We start from the raw sequence: 19128 nt of genomic DNA, 5'->3' as shown, positions 1-19128 counted from the left end.
CTATGATTCGTTTTCGGCAGGCAGGTTGCTGAAGCGCGCGGGCAGGTCCTCGGGACCGATCCTGCATCCGCATGAAGCCGACTCGCACTGCGCATATTTCCTCGTGTAGCTGACGGTGCGGCCCTGTACCGTTTCTTGGTAGATCTTCAGTCCGCTACCGCACACGCCGCAGAAACCGGCAGGATGCGATTGTCCGTGATCAGGACAGCAGCTGCCGCATCCCGTACAGATGTAGCGGCCTTCGCTGCAGCGCTGGTCCAGCACGCGCGAATCGATGATGTGGTGACAGCCGAAGCCGACGCAATGGTTGATGTAGTGCCTGGCCCCGATCTGGCCGCAATGCTGGTTGTTGCAATGGAAGACCGTGATGCGATAGGCCGCGGTCATGGATACGGTTTCGACGACGCCGTCACGCACCTGCTTGTATTCGGTGCGCGCATAACGCATGTCCGGCAACATCAGCTCACCGCACCCATGGCAATGCAGGAGCGGGAAGATCTCTCGCAAGCGGTTGAAGTAGCCCGCCAGCTTGATCGGGAAGTCCTTGCTGGCCGGTTTGCCCTGGGCGAGGTAGTCGATCCCGTAATGGGCCAGCCATTCATAGATGCTGAAGTCGAGGTAGTGGCGGTTCGGGCGCGGCAGGACCTTGGGGGTGTGGCAAATCTTGCGACGGCAGAGGAAGACGTCTTGCTTCTCCCAATGGACGGCCTCGCACGACAGCGCTCCCAGGGTGTGACAAGAAGGAAACAGCGCCTCCAGCCTGGTAGCCTGCGCTTCGAGCGGCAGCGATTGCGTCATCAGCGCTTCCCATAAGCGCTGCAGGAACACCTGGTAGACGGTGTCGCGGTCGTTTCCAGCCACGACCAGGCTGAACAACTGGTACAGGACGAAGGTCTCCAGATTGCGCGGCATGCGGGTAGAGCCGGCGTACAGCGTGATGAACGCGAGATCCCTGTCGAACAGGCTCTTCTTGAACAGCAGGTTCTCGACGATATCGCGCAGGACCGGATTCGACGGCAGGTCGTCGTCGCAGTTCGTCCTCGCGGCGAAGTGCGTCTGCAGGTAATCCGGGAAGGTGGCGGCTTGCAGTGCGATGACCGATTTCAGGTAATCGTAGATGCGTATGGTGTTGCGGCCGAGCTGGCCGGTGCTGGTATAGACCTGCTGCGCCAGCAGGCAGGTCAGCAGGGGAGCCGGCAGGATATCCAGATGGACCTGGAGCCTGCCACGTGCAGTCAGCGGATCCAGTGTGGCGACACGGCTGGCGATGTCGGCCTCGAAGCGGTGCAGGACCCCGGGGCTGGCGCATGCCCATGGCGCCTCATCCATGATGTGCGATCCGGTGGCGTCCAGCAGCAACGCGTAGTTCTCGCTCTCGTTGCTTTCGTTGGCCACGATGCGCAGGAGCGCTGGCAGCCCGCCGCCGGCGTCACCGTGGACAATCAGCTGAAGGACTTCCGGCGTCGCGTCTTTCAGGTGTTCGCAGAACAGCTTGCGCGCCGCCTGCTGCAGCCGGCCGTTCTGGTCCAGGACTGGAATACGGCCCGGGTTCGGCAGCAGCCCGCGCAGCATGCTGGCCAGGTCGACAAGGCTGACGTTGCCGATGGCCAGGCGCGCCGCCCTGCGGGCGTTGCATTTCCCATCCTTGTACTCTTCGAAGTAGGTGACGAATTCACCTTCCTCCGGCAACTGCGTTTCCCGCCATTCGCGTTTGTGAAGATAAACATCTCTGCCGTCGACTGCCTGGATGAAACCGAACTGGTTCTCGCGACCGGTATTTTTATTGTGTCCGCCGAACCATTTCACTGTGCCATATTGTCGTACCTGTCCGCTGTCGCTGCCTGTCGCCGGGGATGTCATTGTCTGCTTTAGTGGTCGTGAAGATGAAAAAATGCGTCAGCGTACAGCCTGCGCCGGCGACGACGAGGACGGAGGCACGTCGTCGACCAGCCGAAATCCCGGCGCCTCGTCGGCGCGGTGGAGCGTGTGGGAGCTGCAACTCCAGCGCTGGAAGCCGATGTCCGTGACGAAGCCGTCCATCCAGTATTCCCCGGGCGTCCCGGCGCGCATCAATACCGTCACCGCCTGTCCCGCGCCGATGTCCGGGCGATGGCATCGGGTCGGGTAGGATTTTCCACCTGGGCCGAATTGTACATAGGCGATACGCACGAGTGGTGTCCTTGCCATGATGTTCCTTTCAATGGGTAGCCCGGTAGCGGGCGGGGCGCCGCCAGGGCGGCTGCGGCGAATCGTGTTGCGCGTGTTACGACTTCTTGGCGTCGCCCATTGCGGCCTCGCTCGCCTTGAGGAAGAGTTCCATGGCGATGACGCTGATCGGAGCGCCGGTCTCTTCGGCCATGCGCTGGACCAGGTCATGGAACTCCTGGGGGACGCTGATATTGAAATCGACGGGGGGCCGTTGGACGTACTCCATGCCGCTCATGGTCGGTACGAATCCCTTGCGGCCAGCCAGCCAGCGGCGCGCTTCTTCCACAGTGACCAGGGAACGGTTCCCGACCTGCCGCGTTTTCAACGGATCCGCGAGCCTGGGGTTGGCGGCATTGCGCACGCTACGCTCATCCATATTCGCCAGCAGTGCAATTTCGGGCAACGTCAGGTCGTCGCCATCGCCCTTGCCGAGCCCATACACATCCATCGCATGATCGCGATGGCGGCGGCCACCGTCGAGAACGATCCGCGCAATGGCGCCGTGCACGGTGCGCAGCGCCATTGCAGGAAAAGGAGCGCCGCATGTATCGAGGTAGACTTTCATGGCAGGCGTGTCGAGCGTGCGAAAGAACGCCTCGGCGCGGGCATAGGTTCCATCGACGGCGTTTCCCGGACCAAGTTCACCGTTGGGCACGCCGGCCGTTCCGTAGTCATACATGTCGCTCACCGCATTCCAGAGCGCGGAGGCGCGGATGGCCTCCGGTTCTGGCGGACCATTTGCGCCAATCAGGCTGGTGATTTCCTCGCCATATGCCGAGAGGAAAGCAAGCAGCTGTTCCTGCATGTCTGTTTTTGAAAAACGCATTTTTCGTGCCTTTGGATGATATGGTGAATATCATATGACATTCAAATTATCATGTAAAGGATCTCATGGTGAATTCGACACCTATCGGGCGAGCGGGCTGCTGCCGGCCTGAAGCCCGACCTCGCGATACGCCACCGGCGCATGGCTGGGCGCCAGCACCAGCCCGGCGAAGCGCTCGCCGATGAGCCGGTGGCCGGCGCCGTCCGGATGCAGCTCGTCGCGCAGGACCAGCCGCGCGCTGTCGGCCAGGCCATACAGCCGCCTGCCATCCAGGTAATGCAGGTTGGGATCGACGGCGGCCCGCTCGTGCACGATCGCTTCCAGCTCCTGCCGGATGACCCCCAGCGTCAGCTTGCCCTGCGCGATCTCGTTCACGTCGCCGGTGGCCCGGTACAGCACCCGGCCCGCGGCCAGCGCCTCGGTCTCGAACTGCGTCGGACCCGGCACGTCTTCGTGGATCGGAGAGCACAGCGGCGAGACGACGAATAGCGGCGTCGTCGGATGGCCGTCCCGGATCGTGTCGAGAAAGCCATGCACCGCCGGGCCGAAGGCGCGCAGGCGCATCAGGTCGGTGTGCACCAGGTCGATGCCGATCTTGAGGCTGATCAGGTCGGCATCCAGGTCGCGGATGGTCCGCGCCAGGAAGGGATCGAGCAGGGCGTTGCCGCTCAATCCCAGGTTGAGCAGGTCCACGCCGGCGCGCAGCGCGGCGACGGCGGGCCAGGTGCCGGTGGGGTGCAAGACGTTCGCGCCCTGGCTGATCGCGCCGCCATGGTGCAGCCATCTGCGTTTGCGCAGCGAGGGCAGCGCGGCCACCGGCGCCGACGAGCGCAGCGCCACGACCTCGGTCACTTGGTCGTGGGGTAGCCAGATATCGACCGTCTTGCGTCCGCCCGGCAGGTCGTCGAAGCGCACGGTCTGCATCCCGGCGCCGACCGGCGTGGTCGCGCCGGACCGGACGTCGATCTTGAGTGAGCGCGTCCCGCGCGCGCTGGCACGGCGCGCCAGGCGGCCGTCGACCAGCAGGTCATAGACGCCGTCCGGACCGCTCGCGGGCCGGGTCGCGCGCACCACGAGTTCCAGCCAGCGCGACGCGGTCTGGAACGCCAGCCGCACGCCCGCGCCCTGCGCCGCGGCCAGCGCCAGCTGCGGATCGCGCGAGCGGACCCTGGCCCAGGCGGGCAGCCGGTGCGGCAGGAAGCCGGCATCCGTTTTCTCGACCTCGACCGCGCCATGGATGAAGCGCGGCCCGAGCGGCGTGACCAGCGGATGAAAAGCCAGCGCCATGCGCTAGCCGGCCCTGAGGCGCCGCGGGCGGAACTGCAGCAGCAGCGCCGACATCAGGAAGTAGAAGGCGCCGAAGCCGGCGTAGCCGGCCACCGTGGCGACCGTGGGTTCGGCCGGCATGCGCGCCTGGCCGATGAAGACGGCGCCGGCCAGCGCCGACTGCGCGCCGCTCAGGACCATCGCCCACTGGGCGCCGAACGACTTCCAGCGGCGCAGCGCCGTGCCGAGCTGCAGCAGCCCGGACAGGACGGCCCAGGCGCCGAACACCGCCAGCACGCGGTGCATGTCGGGCAGCGAGATGGCCAGCGCCAGCGCGACGGCCAGGCTCACGACGACGTTCAGGAGCTGGGTGCGGTTGGCCGCCAGCCCGCCACTGCGGCGGCCGTCGGCCATATTGGCCAGCGCGTCCCAGGCGGGATAGGCGACCAGCAGCACCGCGCTGGCGACCGCCGACTGGCTGGCGAGCGCCAGCACCGCGATCACCCAGCAGATCGAAAAGCCGGCGCGCACGAAGTAGTAGCGTTTCAGCCAGCCTTCATCGGCGGCGTGGTGGGCAGGTAGTTTGTTCATGGTGTCCCCCTTCGGTTGAAATTAAATGCCGGCATACCATTCGTAGCCGCGGTCTTCCCAGTAGCCGCCGTTGCCGCCCCACAGGCCGGCAAAGCTGTCCACCAGCTCGATCCGCATCAGGTACTTGGCCTGCTTGTAGCCCAGTTGACGCTCGACGCGCAGCCGCAGCGGCGCGCCATGGCCGACGCCCAGGTCGGCGCCGTTCATGCCGTAGGCGAGAATTGTTTGCGGGTGGAAGGCGTCGACCAGGTCAATGCTCTCGTAATAGCGGCCGCTGCCGTCGAGCGTCGTTTCCAGTTCGTCGGCGCAGTGGAACACCACGTAGCGCGCGGACGGCATGACGCCGACCGCGCCGAGCAGGAAGCCCAGCGGCACGCCGGTCCACTTGCCGATCGCGCTCCATCCTTCCACGCAGTCGTGGCGCGTGATCTGGGTGCGCGAAGGCAGCAGCTTGAGCTGGGCCAGCGAAAACGACTGCGGGCGCGCGACCAGCCCACCGACCTGCAGGCGCCAGTCGGCGAAGCCGCCGGCGAGCAGCGCGGCATAGGTGTCGCTGTCGGGCATGCTGGTGCCGTTGACGCGAAAGCGCGGCGAGATGTCGGCCTCGGTGTACTCGCGCGCCAGTGCCGTGCGGTCCAGCAGCCGGCGCTGCGCGCCCATCGTCAGGCTTTCGGCAAGGCGCAGGACGTCGCCGGTTCCGGCGGACGGCCCGCCCAGGTCGCAGCCGGCCAGGGCCAGGGCGCCGGCGCCGGCCAGGAAGCGGCGCCGACCGGCAAGGAAATCAGTCATGGGAGCCTCCTTCCTGGACCGCATAACGTCCCGACAGCATCGAGCGCAGGTTGTTCCACGGGCCCGACAGCAGCACCATGGCCAGGTGCACGACGAGGAACAGCACCAGCAGCGCGGCGCTGATGAAATGGAGGGTGCGCGCCGACTGGCGCCCGCCGAACAGGTCGAGCAGCCAGGGTACGGCGGCGTTCATTCCCGGCGACATCGTCAGGCCGGTCAGCACCATCAGCGGCAGCAGCAGGCCGATGACGGCGAGGTAGCTGAGTTTTTGCAGCGCGTTGTAGTCGCGCGCGCGCTCGTCGTGCGCGAAGCGCAGGCGGGCATGGTCGAGCACTTCGCGCCACAGGTGGCGCGCGGCGAGTTCGCTCCGGCGCGGCAGCAGGTGGCGCCGGAAGTGGTCGCTCAGCAGGCCGTACGCCAGGTAGGCCGCGCCGTTGAAGACGAAGCACCAGGCGAAGAACAGGTGCCAGCGCCGCCCGGCGGCCAGGTCTTGCGCCGAGGGCAAGGTGAGCCAGGCGGGGAAGGGGCCGAGCGCGAGCCACGCCTGCGCGCTGTCGGCCCCGGCCTGGCCCCAGTACAGCTGCGGCCATGCATTGAAGATCTGCATGCCGCTGGCCGCCAGTACGCAAAAGAAGACGGCGTTGAGCCAGTGGGTGAGCCGCGTGACGACGGCGTGGCGCTGGATCATGACGACGCGCGGCGCCGCCTTTTCCTGGGCTGCCTGGTGGATGTGCATGGGAACCTCGGTGGCGATTACATCGGCGGCACGATGCCGTTGTTGCCGACCACGATCTGCTGCGTGACCAGCTTGCCCTTCGCGTCCTTCTGCGCCGGAATGAAGACGACGGCATCAGGCTTCAGGTCGGCGCCCGTGGCCGGTCCGAGCGTCACGATCGGGGTGCCGTCGGGGATGGCGATCTTCTTTTCCTTGCCGTGGTAGGTCACGGTGACGGTATGGCCGTCGACGCCCTGCACCGCATTGGCCACCGTCGCATTCGTCATATTGCTCTTCGGCTTGAGGTCCCAGGCGTAGCTGCCTTCGCCGATGCCCTTCATCGCGGGCGGGAACACCAGCACTTCGAGCGCGCCGTCGCCGCCTTCGGCCTTCGGCAGCGAGGCGATGCCGACGAAGCTGCCCGGCTTGATGTCGGCCATGGTGGCGCGCGCCACGCCGGCCACCTTGTAGCCTTCGGCGAGCGTCACCGTCACGGTTTCGCCTTCGCGGCTTTTCACTTGCAGGGTGTTGGCGGACAGGCCAATGATCTTGCCGCGCACATTGACCTTGTCCTGCGCATTGCCCGCAGCCAGGGCGGGTGACACGGCGCCTGCGGCCAGCGTCGCGGCGGCCAGCAATGGGATGAAACGACGGAATTGAATATTGTTCATGTATATACCTACTAGTTGGTAGATTGAGGGCGCAAAAAAATGCCGGTGCCCGCACGCTGCGCCATGACTGGCGGGACCGGACCGGATCCGGGCGTTCTTCTCTGGAACGCCCGGGTGACACTCATGCCGGCGCCTGGATGCGCGCCAGCTGGGCGGCCGTGATGGCGCCGAACACCTTCGCATCGCCATAGGCGCGTGCCGACAGCATGGCGCCGTGCACCGTGGCCATGAAGACCTCGGCTTCGACCTCGGGCGGCTGCGCCAGCCGGATCGTGCCCTGCTGGACGCCCCGTTCCAGCACCGAGGCCATCCAGGCCGACAGGAAGCGGAAGTAGCCGCGCACCTCCACCGCCACGTCGGCCGGCAGGATCGGCAGTTCCCCGGCCAGCAGGGCGCATACGCAGAACGGCGCGCTCAGGTCTTCGATGCACTTTTCCCAGTACTGGGTATAGGCGCGCAACATGGCGAGCGGGTCGGGAATCGCCTGCTGCAGCCGCTCGATCCCGTCGGCCGTCGCCTGGCGGTGCTGCACCACGATGGCCTTCACCAGGTCGACCTTGTTCGGGAAGTGGTGGTGGATGCTGGCCTTGCGGATGCCGACCACGTCGGCGATATCCGCGTAGCTGAAGCCGTTGTAGCCACCGGCCACGATCAGGGCGCGCGCACAGGTCAGGATGTCTTCGGAGGTGTTGGACATTTTCTTCATGCGAGTATCCTACCTTCTGGTAGGGAGGATCGTCAAGCAGAGTTTCCGGGCCCGTGCCGATCCCTTCAGCCGTCGGTCGAGCGGGTCACGGCCTCCCACGCATCGATCTCGGCCATCCGCCCGGCGAGGGCGGTGCGCACCAGCGCCAGCGCATCGCTGCCGAGCAGCAGGTGGGCCGGCGGGCTCTCGCTGTCGACCAGGCGCAGGATGGCTTGCGCCGCCCTGGCTGGATCGCCGGGCTGCTTCCCGCTTTTCTCGATGCGCGCTCGCCGTACCGGTTCGAAGCTGGCGTCGTAGTCGCCGATCGCACGCGGGCTGCGCACCATCGAACGTCCGGCCCAGTCGGTGCGGAATGATCCCGGCGCGACGGCGGTGACCGCGATATTGAACGGCGCCAGTTCCTTGCTCAGCGTGTCCGAGATCCCCTCCAGCGCGAACTTGCTGCCGCAGTAATAGGCGATGCCCGGCATCGTGATGGCGCCGCCCATCGAGGTGATGTTGACGATGTGGCCCTGGCGGCGCCGGCGCATGCCGGGCAGCACGGCCTTGATCACGGCCACCGCACCGAATACGTTGACGTCGAACTGGCGGCGCATCTCGTCCAGCGGCGATTCTTCCAGCACGCCTTCGTGGCCGTAGCCCGCGTTATTGACGAGCACGTCGATCGGGCCCAGTTCGCGCTCGACGCGGGCCACGACCGCCTCGATGGCGGCGCTGTCGGTCACGTCCAGCAACTGCGGATGCGCGTGCGCCGGGTCGAGGGCCGCGAAGGCGCTCGCCTGCTCCGTGCCACGCACCGTGCCGGCCACGCGATGACCTGCCACGATCGCGGCCTGTGCCAGTGCCCGCCCGAATCCGCTGCTGACGCCGGTAATGAAGAATAGCTTGCCCATATGTCCTCCTTGTTTGCGATGACTGGCATAATATTCTTCAGCTCCAGGCTGTTGATGCCTGAAATGGTCGATTTCTGGCCCAATCCTATGAGTGTCCGCGAACAAACCGTCGAACTGCTGGCCGCCCTGTCGCCGCTGGAAGGCTATAACCTGACGCCGCTGCCGGATGTCCGGCTGCTGCGTTCCGACCGCCCGCTGGCGCGCACGCCGGTGCTGTACGATCCCGGCATCGTGATCGTCTGCCAAGGCAGCAAGCAGGGGTATTTCGGCGGCGAGGTGTATCGCTACGACGCCCAGCATTACCTCGCGGTGGCGGCGCCGGTGCCGTTCACCATGGAGACCCAGGCCAGCGCGGCCGAGCCGCTGCTGGCCATCTACCTGCACCTGGACCTCGAACTGGCGGCCGACGTGCTGCTGCAGGTCCAGCAGCATGGCGGCCTGGCCGAGGCGGGCGCGAGGAGCATGGTGTCGACGCCGGTCGATGCGGCCTTCGCTGCGACCGTGCTGCGCCTGGTGCAGGCGCTGGCCGACCCGTTGGAGGCGGCAGTGCTGGGACGCGGATTGCTGCGCGAGCTGTATTACCGCGTGCTGACCGGGGAGCAGGGCAGCGCCATGCGCGCGGCGCTGGCCCGGCAGGGGAAGTTCGGCCAGATCTTCAAGACCCTGCGGCGCATCCACGCGGCCTACCGCGAGCCGCTGACGGTGGAACAGCTGGCGCTGGACGCCGCCATGAGCGTGCCGACTTACCACCAGCATTTCAAGACGGTCACCGGCACCACGCCGATCCAGTATCTGAAATCGATCCGGCTGCACCAGGCGCGGCTGCTCATGGTGCGCAACGACCGCAGCGCGGCGGTCGCGGCATCGGAAGTGGGCTATGAAAGCGCCTCGCAATTCGGACGCGAGTTCAAGCGCCTGTTCGGCCTGAGTCCGGCGCAGGAAGCCAGGCGCATGCGTTCCAGCTTCGCGCTGCCGCCGCAGGCCAATCCGGCCTTCGTGTCATCGCATTGACGATGATGCCACGGTGCGGCCAGGCGGAAGGCCGTGTCGACGATCTGGCGGCTTTGCATATCCAGGTATGTAACGTTCTATCGGGCAACCGTGCACCGCTGTGATGGTGCGCGCTATATCCTGAATTACATAGCGATGCGCTGTAATGCGCCTTGCTCAACGAGCGAAAAAGGATATCCATGAAAGCACTTGTTTACAACGGCCCCTGCGACGTCCAGGTCAAGAACATGCCGGATGCGAAGATCGAGAAACCCACCGACGTGCTGGTGCGGATCACGACCACGAATATTTGCGGTTCCGACCTGCACATGTACGAGGGCCGCACCAGCATGGAAACCGGCCGCATCCTCGGGCACGAGAACATGGGCGAGGTGATCGAGGTGGGTAAGGCGGTCGACCGCGTCAAGGTCGGCGACATCGTCTGCCTGCCTTTCAATATCGGCTGCGGTTTTTGTGAAAACTGCGAGCGCGGCCTGTCAGGCTATTGCCTGACTGCGAATCCCGGCACCGCGGGCGCGGCCTACGGTTTCGCCGGCATGGGTCCATACAGCGGCGGCCAGGCCGAGCTGCTACGCGTGCCCTATGGCGACTACAACTGCCTGGTGCTGCCGGACGATGCGAAGGAAAAGGAAAACGACTATGTGATGCTGTCGGATATCTTCCCAACCGGCTATCACGCGACCGAACTGGCCGGCGTGAAGGCGGGTGAATCGGTCGTCATCTACGGCGCCGGGCCGGTCGGCCTGATGGCGACCATGTCCGCCTTCATCAAGGGCGCCAGCCAGGTATTCGTGGTCGATACACACAAGGATCGACTGGCCCTGGCCGAAAAGATGGGGGCCATCGCGATCGACGATACCGAAGGCGCCGGCGTGCAGAAAGTGCTCGACCTGACCGATGGCAAGGGGGCCGACCGCGGCTGCGAATGCGTGGGTTACCAATGCTGCGACAAGCATGGCAAGGAAGTGCCGAACCTCACGATGAACAACCTGGTGCAGACGGTGAAGGCGACCGGCGGCATCGGCGTGGTGGGCGTGTTCCTGCCGGAGGATCCGGGTGCGCACGATGAACTGGCCAAGGAAGGCAAGCTGGCCTTCGACTTCGGCAGTTTTTGGTTCAAGGGCCAGAAGATCGGCACGGGACAGGCCAACGTCAAGCACTACAACCGCCAGTTGGCCAAGCTGATCCATGCCGGGAAGGCAAAGCCGTCACAGATCATCTCGCATGAACTGGCGCTGGATGAGGCGCCGACCGGTTACCAGAACTTCGATAAACGTGCCGAGGGCTGGACCAAGGTGGTGCTCAAACCAGGAAAGTAATACCGGGAAATCTCAGCAGCTTAACCCGCGCTGAAGTGATCCCAGCCCGTCAAACCCAGGTCGAGCGGCGCGCAGTGCGCATCGACCAGGCGCAGGCCGGGTGCGGTCTCGATCGTGCCCACCCGGGTGACCGGCGTGGCGGCCTGCGCCGCCGCTTCCAGCACCGCCGCGCGTTGGTCGCTCGGGGCTGTGAAGCACAATTCATAGTCATCGCCGCCGGCCGCAGTGAAGCGGCGCCGCAGCGCGAGGTCCTGGCGCGCCAGCGCCGGGCCAGCCGGCAGAGCGTCGACGTCGAGCGTGGCGCCGACGCCGGATGCCGCCAGGATGTGTCCCAGGTCGCCGACCAGGCCATCCGAGATGTCGAGCGCGGCGTGTGCAATCGGCGTCGCGGCCAGGGCCAAGCCGAGGGCCACGCGCGGCGTTGGCATGTGCAGCCTCGGCGCGGCTTGCTCCTGTGTCTCAGGGGGGAGTTCGACCTCTTTCCAACAGCCTGCCAGCGCCAGGCGTGCATCGCCCAGCGTGCCCGAGATCCAGATGTCGTCACCCGGTTTGGCTGCAGCGCGCCGCAGCGTATGGCCGGGGACGACTTCTCCGAACACGGTGATGCAGATATTCAGCGGCCCCTTGGTGGTGTCGCCGCCGATCAGTTCGCAGCCATGTTCGTCGGCCAGCGCGAACAGGCCGCGCGAGAAGCCGTCCAGCCATGCCTCGTCGGCCCGCGGCAGCGCCAGCGCCAAGGTGAATGCAATAGGCCGCGCGCCCATCGCGGCCAGGTCCGACAGGTTCACGGCCAGGGCCTTGTGGCCCAGCATGACAGGATCGGCGCCGGCGAAGAAATGGCGGTCTTCGACCAGCATGTCGGACGAGATCGCGATCTGGCGGCCAGGCGTCGGGGCCAGCAGGGCGCAGTCGTCGCCGATGCCCAGCGCGACGTCATGGCGGCCGGGGCGTTCGCGGTGGAAAAAGCGCTTGATGAGGTCGAATTCGGAAAGCATGGCGACGATTGTACCGTCCTCGGTTGGTCTGCCAGAAATTGCTGCAACCGCACATAAGTGTGGTGAAAATACGTAGCCATTGACAACATGCTGTCTGATAGAATCGAAAGTCCCGTTTTGTATCAGGAAGGCTGCCCAGCATGGATTCGTCATCTGACAAAAAAGAAGAATTACGTCAGCAACTGCGTCAAGCAGCGCTCGAGTATCACCAGTTTCCCCGTCCCGGCAAGATCAGCGTGGCGCCCACCAAGGGCCTGCTGAACCAGCGCGATCTGGCCCTGGCGTATTCCCCGGGCGTGGCCGCGCCTTGCGAGGAAATCGTCAAGGACCCCGCCAACGCCTACAAATACACCGCGCGCGGCAACCTGGTCGCCGTGATTTCCAACGGCACCGCTGTGCTGGGCCTGGGCAATATCGGTCCACTGGCATCGAAGCCGGTCATGGAAGGCAAGGGCGTGCTGTTCAAGAAGTTCGCCGCGATCGACGTGTTCGACATCGAGATCAACGAGACCGATCCCGATAAACTGGTCGACATCATCGCCTCGCTCGAGCCGACCTTTGGCGGCGTGAACCTGGAAGACATCAAGGCGCCCGAGTGCTTCGACATCGAGCGCCGGCTGCGCGAGCGCATGAAGATTCCGGTCTTCCACGACGACCAGCACGGCACCGCGATCATCGTCGGCGCCGCCATCCTGAACGGCCTGAAGGTCGTCAACAAGAACATCAAGGAATGCAAGCTGGTGGTCTCGGGCGCCGGCGCGGCCGCGCTGGCCTGCCTCGACCTGATCGTCGACCTGGGCTTCCCGATCGAGAATATCTTCGTCACCGACCTGGCCGGCGTGGTCTATAAAGGTCGCGTCGAACTGATGGACCCGGACAAGGAACGCTTCGCACAAGACACGCCGCACCGTTCGCTGGCCGACGTCATCCCTGGCGCCGACATCTTCCTGGGCCTGTCCGCCGGCGGCGTGCTCAAGCAGGACATGGTCGCGAAGATGGGCCCGAGCCCGCTGATCCTGGCGCTGGCCAACCCGAATCCGGAAATCCTGCCGGAAGACGCGAAGGCGGTGCGCGGCGACGCCATCATCGCCACCGGCCGTTCGGACTATCCGAACCAGGTCAATAACGTCCTGTGCTTCCCCTATATGTTCCGCGGCGCCCTGGATTGCGGCGCGACCACCATCACGCGCGAAATGGAAATCGCCGTGGTGCACGCGATCGCCGACCTGGCCCACGCCGAGCAGTCGGACATCGTGGCCTCGGCCTACGGCATCTCGAACCTGTCCTTCGGTCCGGAATACCTGATCCCGATGCCGTTCGACCCGCGCCTGCTGACCCATATCGCGCCGGCCGTGGCCAAGGCCGCGATGGATGGCGGCGTCGCCACCCGTCCGATCGAAGACCTGGAAGCCTACGCCGAAACGCTGCAGCAGTTCGTGTACCGCAGCGGCACCTTCATGAAGCCGCTGTTCACGGTCGCCAAGAGCGCGCCGCCTGAGCTCAAGCGCATCGTCTACGCCGAGGGCGAGGATGAACGCGTGCTGCGCGCGGTGCAGGTGGTGGTCGACGAAAAGCTGGCGCGCCCGATCCTGGTGGGCCGTCCGGCGGTGCTGGAGCAGCGCATCGAGAAGTTCGGCCTGCGCCTCAAGCTGGGCGTGCACTTCGACGTCATCAACCCCGACTTCGACGAGCGCTACCGCGATTACTGGCAGAGCTACCACCAGATGGTGATGCGCAAGGGCGTGACGCAAGACCTGGCCAAGCTGGCCATGCGCCGCCGCCACACCCTGATCGGCGCCATGATGATCCACAAGGGCGAAGCCGACGGCATGATCTGCGGCACCTACGGCACCACCCAGATGCACCTGGAATTCATCGACCAGGTGCTGGGCAAGCGCGCCGGCGCCAACGTCTATGCGGCGATGAACTTCATCATCACGCCGGAACGCCAGCTGGCCATGGTCGACACCCACGTCAACGAGAATCCGAACGCCGAGCAACTGGCCGAGATCACGATCATGGCGGCCGAGGAAATGGAGCGCTTCGGCATCGCGCCGCGCGCGGCCCTGCTGTCGCACTCGAACTTCGGCAGCGCCAATTCGGAATCGGCGCAAAAGATGCGCGCCGCCCTGGCCCTGGTGCAGCAGAAGAAGCCGGAACTGGAAATCGACGGCGAGATGCACGGCGACGCCGCGCTCGACGCCAAGAACCGCGCGAAGATCATGCCGGAATCGACCCTGAAGGGCGACGCCAACCTGCTGGTGCTGCCGAACATCGATGCCGCCAATATCTCGTACAACCTGCTCAAGACGGCGGCCGGCAACGGCATCGCGATCGGCCCGGTCCTGCTCGGCTGCGCGCGCCCGGTCCACATCCTGACCCCGTCGGCGACCGTCCGCCGGATCGTCAACATGACGGCGCTGGCCGTGGTGGACGCTGTTTCTCAGCGGTAATAATTAGCCGGTTTGTACCTGACGCCTGCCCGAGCGCCTTGCGCCCGGGCAGGCGTTTTTGTCTGGACCTGTCTTCAGCTGTCGCGGTTTGTCGTCCTGCAAAGACACTGGTAACAAACCGTAAGCGACCGTCGATGAGCGTCATTTTCGGGTCATAATGTTCAGATAAGTGTTGATTTATTTGCACTCGTTTCTGATGTGCAATTAGGCAAACCGACCTCCTCTGTTACAATCCTAGCTTCGCCGGGCTCGTCAGGTAATACGTGGCGCCCGCAAGACCACCTTCATATCCATCCAAGAACATGCAAAACAAACGAGCCCTCATCACCGGTATCACCGGCCAGGATGGCGCCTATTTGGCCCAGTTGCTCCTGGAAAAAGGCTATCACGTCACCGGCACCTACCGTCGTTCGAGCTCGGTCAATTTCTGGCGCATCGATGAACTCGGCATCACCTCGCACCCGAACCTGTCGCTGGTCGAATACGACCTGACCGACCTGGCCTCGAGCCTGCGCCTGATCGAAACCGCCCAGCCGAGCGAGGTGTACAACCTGGCGGCGCAGAGCTTCGTCGGCGTGTCCTTCGACCAGCCGGTGACCACCGCCTCGATTACCGGCCTGGGGGCCGTCAACCTGCTCGAAGCCATCCGCATCGTCAATCCGAAGATCCGCTTCTACCAGGCGTCGACCTCGGAAATGTTCGGCAAGGTGCAGGCTATCCCGCAAAAAGAAGATACGCCGTTCTACCCGCGCAGCCCGTATGGCGTGGCCAAGCTGTACGCGCACTGGATGACCATCAATTACCGCGAGTCCTACGACATCTTCGGTTCCTCGGGCATCCTGTTCAACCACGAATCGCCGCTGCGCGGCCGCGAGTTCGTGACCCGCAAGATCACCGATTCGGTGGCCAAGATCGTGCAGGGCAAGCTGGAACTGCTGGAACTGGGCAATATGGACGCCAAGCGCGACTGGGGCTTCGCCAAGGAATACGTCGAAGGCATGTGGCGCATGCTGCAGGCCGACAAGCCCGATACCTATGTGCTGGCGACCAACCGCACCGAGACCGTGCGCGACTTCGTCACCATGGCCTTCAAGGCCGCCAACGTCACGCTGGACTGGAGCGGTTCGGGCGAGCAAGAAGTCGCCCACTGCAGCCAGAGCGGCAAACAGCTGGTGGGCGTCTCGCCCAAGTTCTACCGTCCGGCCGAAGTCGAGCTGCTGATCGGCGACCCCGAAAAAGCCAAGCGCGAGCTGGGCTGGGAGCCGAAGACCACGCTCGAAGAGCTGTGCCAGATGATGGTCGACGCCGACCTGCGTCGCAACGAACAGGGCTTCTCGTTCTGATATGACGCGCCTGGCCACGGATGACGTTTCCGCCCTCGCCAAGCAGGCGAGCGGGCGTGAAGGGGAGGGCCGCCGCGCCCTGATCACGGGCCTGCGCGGCTTCACCGGCCATTACCTGGCGCAAGAACTCACGGCCGCGGGTTACCGTGTGTTCGGCACCGTGATGCCGGGCGAGGAAACCGGGCCCGATCTGTTTGCGGTCGACCTGTGCGACCGCGATGCGGTGGCCGCCATGGTCGCCGAGGTCAAGCCCGACGTCGTGGCCCACCTGGCCGGCATCGCCTTCGTGGGCCATGCCAACGTCGAGGCGATCTACCGCGTCAATGTGGTGGGCACGCGCAACCTGCTGGAAGCACTGGCGGCCGGCGCGCATCGCCCCACCAGTGTGCTGCTGGCGTCGTCGGCGAATATCTACGGCAATGCCAACGTGCCGGTGATCGACGAAAGCGTGCCGCCGGCGCCGGCCAACGACTACGCGGTCAGCAAGCTGGCGATGGAGTACATGGCGCGCCTGTGGATGGACAAGTTGCCGATCACGATCGTGCGTCCATTCAATTACACCGGCGTGGGCCAGGCCGAGAATTTCCTCCTGCCCAAGATCGTCAACCACTTCCGCCGCAACGAACAACGCATCGAACTGGGCAACCTTGCCATCGCGCGCGATTTCTCCGACGTGCGCATGGTGGCGCGCAGCTACCGCCGCCTGCTGGCGGCAGCGCCCGCCGGCGAGGCCTTCAACGTCTGCTCGGGCACCCCGCACTCGCTGTCGAGCGTCATCGAGACGATGGGCGAGATTGCCGGCTACCGTATCGACGTGCAGGTCAATCCCGCCTTCGTGCGCGCCAACGACGTGCTTCAACTGACTGGCAGCAATAGCAAGCTGGCCGCCGTGATCGGCGACCTGGCGCCGACGCCGCTGCACGAGACGCTGGACTGGATGTACCGGGCGTGAAACCGGCAGTCATCAAGGTCGGTCTGGGCACGACCATGGTCGAGCCCGGTTTGACCGGTGGCCGCCTGGACGGCATCGGCGTCTACACCCGGGCCTTGATGCAGCACCTGCCCGCAACGGGCTGCGAGGTGGCGCCGTTTTCCTGGCCCCGCCTGCGCCAGGGCGATGCGGGTATCTCCATCGGCCAGGCATTCCCTCAATCTTTTGAGTCAGCGACCTTGACCGACCTGGTGACGCCGGGCGCGCACCGTGTCCACATGCCAGTCGACATCTTCCACGTGACCGACTACCGCGTGGTGCGCATGGATTGCCCGGTGGTGGCCAGCCTGCACGATGCGCTGCCGATCAAGCACCCGGAATGGTGCAATCCGCGCCTGCGCAAGGTCAAAAATTGGCTGCAAGCCCGGGCGGCGCGCAAGGCCGATCACGTGATCGCGCTGTCGCACTTCGCCATCGAAGAACTGGTCGAATGCTTCGGCGTCGACGAGCGGCGCATCTCGGTGGTGCCCTGCGGCGTCGACGAGGAATGGCTCACCGCGCCCGAACCGCAGGCCGTCAAGGCGACCCTGGATGCCTATGGCCTGCAGCCTGGCTATTTCTTCTTTGTTGGAACCCTGCAACCGCGCAAGAACGTCGAGCGCCTGCTGGACGCATATCTGGCGCTGCCCGCGCCCTTGCGCGCCGAGCGCGGCCTGGTAATCGTCGGCGCACCCGGCGCGCGCAGCGGAGCCCTGGTGGCGTCGATCAAGGCGGCGCAGGCGGCGGGCGAGAACGTGGTCTGGCTGGATCGCCTGACCGACTATGGGCAATTGCGCGACCTGTATGCCGGCGCCGGCGTCTTCGTCTTTCCGTCCTTGTATGAGGGCTATGGCATTCCGGTACTGGAAGCCTTCGCCTCGAACGTGCCGGTGGTGGCCTCGAACACGACCTCGCTGCCGGAAGTGGCGGGCGACGCGGCGCTGCTGGTCGACCCCTTGTCGAGCGGCGCCATCGCCGACGCCATGCGCATCCTGGCCACGGACGGTGTTGCGCGCGCGCGCTGTATCGCCGCCGGACGCGCCCGCGCCGAACAACTGACATGGCAAAACACCGCACGCCTGACGGCGGAAGTGTACCGTGCCGTCCTTTCGCAGTAAGCTGAGTTGATTATGCGTGTCCTTCATTTCTACAAGACCTACCACCCGGATTCCGTGGGCGGGGTCGAACAGGTGATCCGCCAGATGTGCGTGGGTACCGGCCGCCTCGGCGTGAGCAATACGGTGCTGTCGCTGTCGCGGCAAGACAACCTGGTTCCGTTCGAATTCGAAGGCCATATGGTGCACCGCGTGCCGCTCAATGCCGAGATCGCGTCCAACGCCATCTCGGTGCAGTCGATCGGCGCGCTGGCGCGCCTGGCGAAGCAGGCCGACGTGGTGCACTACCACTTCCCCTGGCCCTTCATGGACCTGGCCCATTTCATGGCCCGGGTCGACAAGCCGACGGTGGTCACCTACCACTCCGACATCGTGCGCCAGCGCCACCTGCTGCGCCTGTACCAGCCGCTCAAGCACCGCTTCCTCAAGAGCGTCGACGCGATCGTCGCCACCTCGCCCAACTACCTCGGTTCATCGACCGTACTGGCGCGCTACAAGCAAAAAACCTCGGTCATTCCCTTCGGCCTGGACCGCGGCACCTATCCGCAGCCCGAGCCCGACCGCCTGGCGCACTGGCGCGAGCGCGTGGGCCCCAAGTTCTTCCTGTTCGTGGGCGTGCTGCGCTACTACAAGGGCCTGCACATCCTGCTCGAGGCGGCGCAAGGGCTCGACTATCCGATCGTGATCGTCGGCGCCGGGCCGATCGAGCAGGAGCTCAAGGAACAGGCTGCGCGCCTGGGCCTGTCCAACGTGATGTTCGTCGGCGCGATCGACGAACCGGACAAGGCGGCGCTGCTGACCCTGTGCTATGCGGTGTCTTTCCCCTCGCACCTGCGTTCGGAAGCCTTCGGCATCTCGCTGCTCGAAGGAGCGATGTACGGCAAGCCGATGATCTCGAGCGAGATCGGCACCGGCACCACCTATATCAACGTCGATGGCGACACCGGCCTGGTGGTGCCGCCGTCCGACGCGCAGGCGCTGCGCGCGGCGATGCGCACCCTGTGGGACAACCCGGACATGGCGCGCGCCATGGGCCGCCGCGCCGAGGCGCGTTTCGAAGAATTGTTTACGTCAGAGAAGATGGCGGCCAATTACACGGCGCTGTACCACGAGCTGGTGGCAAGGCGTTTGCCCAAGGAAGTCGATACGGCGGTTGAACAGCCTAAATCGCAGTTCATTCGTTAGCGCCAGCACGTCGTTCCTGCCACTGGCAGCAACGACTTCCCGCGCAGGCGGGATCCCAAGTTTGCGTGCTAC

The 19128-nt window shown here is 65.2% G+C and carries 18 protein-coding genes; 7 read left to right on the top strand and 11 right to left on the bottom strand.

Going from position 1 to position 19128, the window contains the following annotated elements:
* The 10 genes from SOM28_RS05650 to SOM28_RS05605 all read right to left on the bottom strand — a co-directional run bounded on the left by SOM28_RS05650 (window position 1) and on the right by SOM28_RS05605 (window position 8665).
* Window positions 1-1860, bottom strand: coding sequence for a cold-shock protein (locus SOM28_RS05650; protein WP_320467496.1), 1860 nt, complete (start codon window positions 1858-1860; stop codon window positions 1-3).
* A gap of 36 nt (window positions 1861-1896) precedes the next feature.
* Complete coding sequence (locus SOM28_RS05645; protein ID WP_320467495.1) at window positions 1897-2187, bottom strand: hypothetical protein; 291 nt, start codon at window positions 2185-2187, stop codon at window positions 1897-1899.
* Window positions 2188-2263: 76 nt separating this feature from the next.
* A complete protein-coding gene (locus SOM28_RS05640) occupies window positions 2264-3034 on the bottom strand; it encodes a hypothetical protein (RefSeq protein ID WP_320467494.1) in 771 nt (256 codons plus the stop codon).
* Window positions 3035-3115: 81 nt separating this feature from the next.
* Entirely contained in the window at window positions 3116-4321 is a 1206-nt protein-coding gene (locus SOM28_RS05635) for an SGNH/GDSL hydrolase family protein (protein WP_320467493.1), read from the bottom strand.
* Window positions 4322-4324: 3 nt separating this feature from the next.
* Window positions 4325-4891 carry a DUF308 domain-containing protein gene (locus tag SOM28_RS05630; RefSeq protein ID WP_320467492.1) on the bottom strand — a complete coding sequence of 189 codons (567 nt, stop codon included), beginning with the start codon at window positions 4889-4891 and terminating at the stop codon, window positions 4325-4327.
* Window positions 4892-4912: 21 nt separating this feature from the next.
* A complete protein-coding gene (locus SOM28_RS05625; protein WP_320467491.1) occupies window positions 4913-5680 on the bottom strand; it encodes a molybdopterin-binding protein in 768 nt (255 codons plus the stop codon).
* On the bottom strand, window positions 5673-6416 hold the full coding sequence (locus tag SOM28_RS05620; protein ID WP_320467490.1) for a cytochrome b/b6 domain-containing protein: 744 nt from the start codon (window positions 6414-6416) through the stop codon (window positions 5673-5675). The genes SOM28_RS05625 and SOM28_RS05620 overlap by 8 nt, the downstream gene beginning before the upstream one ends.
* Before the next feature lie 17 nt (window positions 6417-6433).
* Window positions 6434-7066 (bottom strand): hypothetical protein, encoded by a 633-nt coding sequence (locus SOM28_RS05615; protein WP_320467489.1) that lies wholly within the window; start codon window positions 7064-7066, stop codon window positions 6434-6436.
* A gap of 121 nt (window positions 7067-7187) precedes the next feature.
* Window positions 7188-7772 (bottom strand): TetR/AcrR family transcriptional regulator, encoded by a 585-nt coding sequence (locus SOM28_RS05610; protein WP_123070459.1) that lies wholly within the window; start codon window positions 7770-7772, stop codon window positions 7188-7190.
* A 65-nt stretch (window positions 7773-7837) separates the two neighbouring features.
* The gene (locus tag SOM28_RS05605; protein WP_123070460.1) at window positions 7838-8665 is read right to left on the bottom strand and encodes an oxidoreductase; all 828 of its coding nucleotides are present in this window, start codon (window positions 8663-8665) and stop codon (window positions 7838-7840) included.
* An 87-nt stretch (window positions 8666-8752) separates the two neighbouring features.
* On the opposite strand from SOM28_RS05605, the gene SOM28_RS05600 reads away from it, so the two are divergent.
* Complete coding sequence (locus tag SOM28_RS05600; protein ID WP_320467488.1) at window positions 8753-9676, top strand: AraC family transcriptional regulator; 924 nt, start codon at window positions 8753-8755, stop codon at window positions 9674-9676.
* Between the two features lie 179 nt (window positions 9677-9855).
* Window positions 9856-10995, top strand: a complete 1140-nt coding sequence (locus tag SOM28_RS05595; protein WP_320467487.1) for a glutathione-independent formaldehyde dehydrogenase — start codon at window positions 9856-9858, stop codon at window positions 10993-10995.
* 20 nt (window positions 10996-11015) lie between these two features.
* Here the strand turns inward: SOM28_RS05595 and thiL are convergent, their stop codons facing one another.
* Complete coding sequence (thiL, locus tag SOM28_RS05590; protein ID WP_320467486.1) at window positions 11016-11990, bottom strand: thiamine-phosphate kinase; 975 nt, start codon at window positions 11988-11990, stop codon at window positions 11016-11018.
* Between the two features lie 140 nt (window positions 11991-12130).
* On the opposite strand from thiL, the gene SOM28_RS05585 reads away from it, so the two are divergent.
* The 5 genes from SOM28_RS05585 to SOM28_RS05565 all read left to right on the top strand — a co-directional run bounded on the left by SOM28_RS05585 (window position 12131) and on the right by SOM28_RS05565 (window position 19056).
* Entirely contained in the window at window positions 12131-14443 is a 2313-nt protein-coding gene (locus tag SOM28_RS05585; protein ID WP_320467485.1) for an NADP-dependent malic enzyme, read from the top strand.
* Window positions 14444-14745: 302 nt separating this feature from the next.
* The gene (gmd, locus tag SOM28_RS05580; RefSeq protein ID WP_123069807.1) at window positions 14746-15786 is read left to right on the top strand and encodes a GDP-mannose 4,6-dehydratase; all 1041 of its coding nucleotides are present in this window, start codon (window positions 14746-14748) and stop codon (window positions 15784-15786) included.
* Between the two features lies 1 nt (window position 15787).
* Window positions 15788-16738, top strand: a complete 951-nt coding sequence (locus SOM28_RS05575; protein WP_123069806.1) for a GDP-mannose 4,6-dehydratase — start codon at window positions 15788-15790, stop codon at window positions 16736-16738.
* Window positions 16735-17874, top strand: coding sequence for a glycosyltransferase family 4 protein (locus tag SOM28_RS05570; protein ID WP_320467484.1), 1140 nt, complete (start codon window positions 16735-16737; stop codon window positions 17872-17874). The genes SOM28_RS05575 and SOM28_RS05570 overlap by 4 nt, the downstream gene beginning before the upstream one ends.
* Before the next feature lie 12 nt (window positions 17875-17886).
* Window positions 17887-19056, top strand: a complete 1170-nt coding sequence (locus SOM28_RS05565) for a glycosyltransferase family 4 protein (RefSeq protein WP_123069804.1) — start codon at window positions 17887-17889, stop codon at window positions 19054-19056.
* Window positions 19057-19128 lie beyond the last annotated feature (72 nt).

The sequence above is a fragment of the Massilia sp. CFBP9026 genome (genome assembly GCF_034045165.1).
Taxonomy (GTDB): domain Bacteria; phylum Pseudomonadota; class Gammaproteobacteria; order Burkholderiales; family Burkholderiaceae_D; genus Telluria; species Telluria arenae.
The sequence above is the reverse complement of the archived record's forward strand: the minus strand, read 5'-3'. Positions and strand labels throughout refer to the sequence as shown.

Bases quoted from the DNA above. Each gene is read 5' to 3' on its own strand.
- SOM28_RS05595 (WP_320467487.1), top strand. From the start codon at position 9,856: ATGAAAGCACTTGTTTACAACGGCCCCTGCGACGTCCAGGTCAAGAAC.
- SOM28_RS05650 (WP_320467496.1), bottom strand. From the start codon at position 1,860: ATGACATCCCCGGCGACAGGCAGCGACAGCGGACAGGTACGACAATAT.
- SOM28_RS05620 (WP_320467490.1), bottom strand. From the start codon at position 6,416: ATGCACATCCACCAGGCAGCCCAGGAAAAGGCGGCGCCGCGCGTCGTC.
- SOM28_RS05585 (WP_320467485.1), top strand. From the start codon at position 12,131: ATGGATTCGTCATCTGACAAAAAAGAAGAATTACGTCAGCAACTGCGT.
- thiL (WP_320467486.1), bottom strand. From the start codon at position 11,990: ATGCTTTCCGAATTCGACCTCATCAAGCGCTTTTTCCACCGCGAACGC.
- SOM28_RS05575 (WP_123069806.1), top strand. From the start codon at position 15,788: ATGACGCGCCTGGCCACGGATGACGTTTCCGCCCTCGCCAAGCAGGCG.
- SOM28_RS05565 (WP_123069804.1), top strand. From the start codon at position 17,887: ATGCGTGTCCTTCATTTCTACAAGACCTACCACCCGGATTCCGTGGGC.
- SOM28_RS05605 (WP_123070460.1), bottom strand. From the start codon at position 8,665: ATGGGCAAGCTATTCTTCATTACCGGCGTCAGCAGCGGATTCGGGCGG.
- SOM28_RS05635 (WP_320467493.1), bottom strand. From the start codon at position 4,321: ATGGCGCTGGCTTTTCATCCGCTGGTCACGCCGCTCGGGCCGCGCTTC.
- SOM28_RS05630 (WP_320467492.1), bottom strand. From the start codon at position 4,891: ATGAACAAACTACCTGCCCACCACGCCGCCGATGAAGGCTGGCTGAAA.
- SOM28_RS05615 (WP_320467489.1), bottom strand. From the start codon at position 7,066: ATGAACAATATTCAATTCCGTCGTTTCATCCCATTGCTGGCCGCCGCG.
- SOM28_RS05610 (WP_123070459.1), bottom strand. From the start codon at position 7,772: ATGAAGAAAATGTCCAACACCTCCGAAGACATCCTGACCTGTGCGCGC.
- SOM28_RS05640 (WP_320467494.1), bottom strand. From the start codon at position 3,034: ATGCGTTTTTCAAAAACAGACATGCAGGAACAGCTGCTTGCTTTCCTC.
- SOM28_RS05600 (WP_320467488.1), top strand. From the start codon at position 8,753: ATGAGTGTCCGCGAACAAACCGTCGAACTGCTGGCCGCCCTGTCGCCG.
- SOM28_RS05625 (WP_320467491.1), bottom strand. From the start codon at position 5,680: ATGACTGATTTCCTTGCCGGTCGGCGCCGCTTCCTGGCCGGCGCCGGC.
- gmd (WP_123069807.1), top strand. From the start codon at position 14,746: ATGCAAAACAAACGAGCCCTCATCACCGGTATCACCGGCCAGGATGGC.
- SOM28_RS05645 (WP_320467495.1), bottom strand. From the start codon at position 2,187: ATGGCAAGGACACCACTCGTGCGTATCGCCTATGTACAATTCGGCCCA.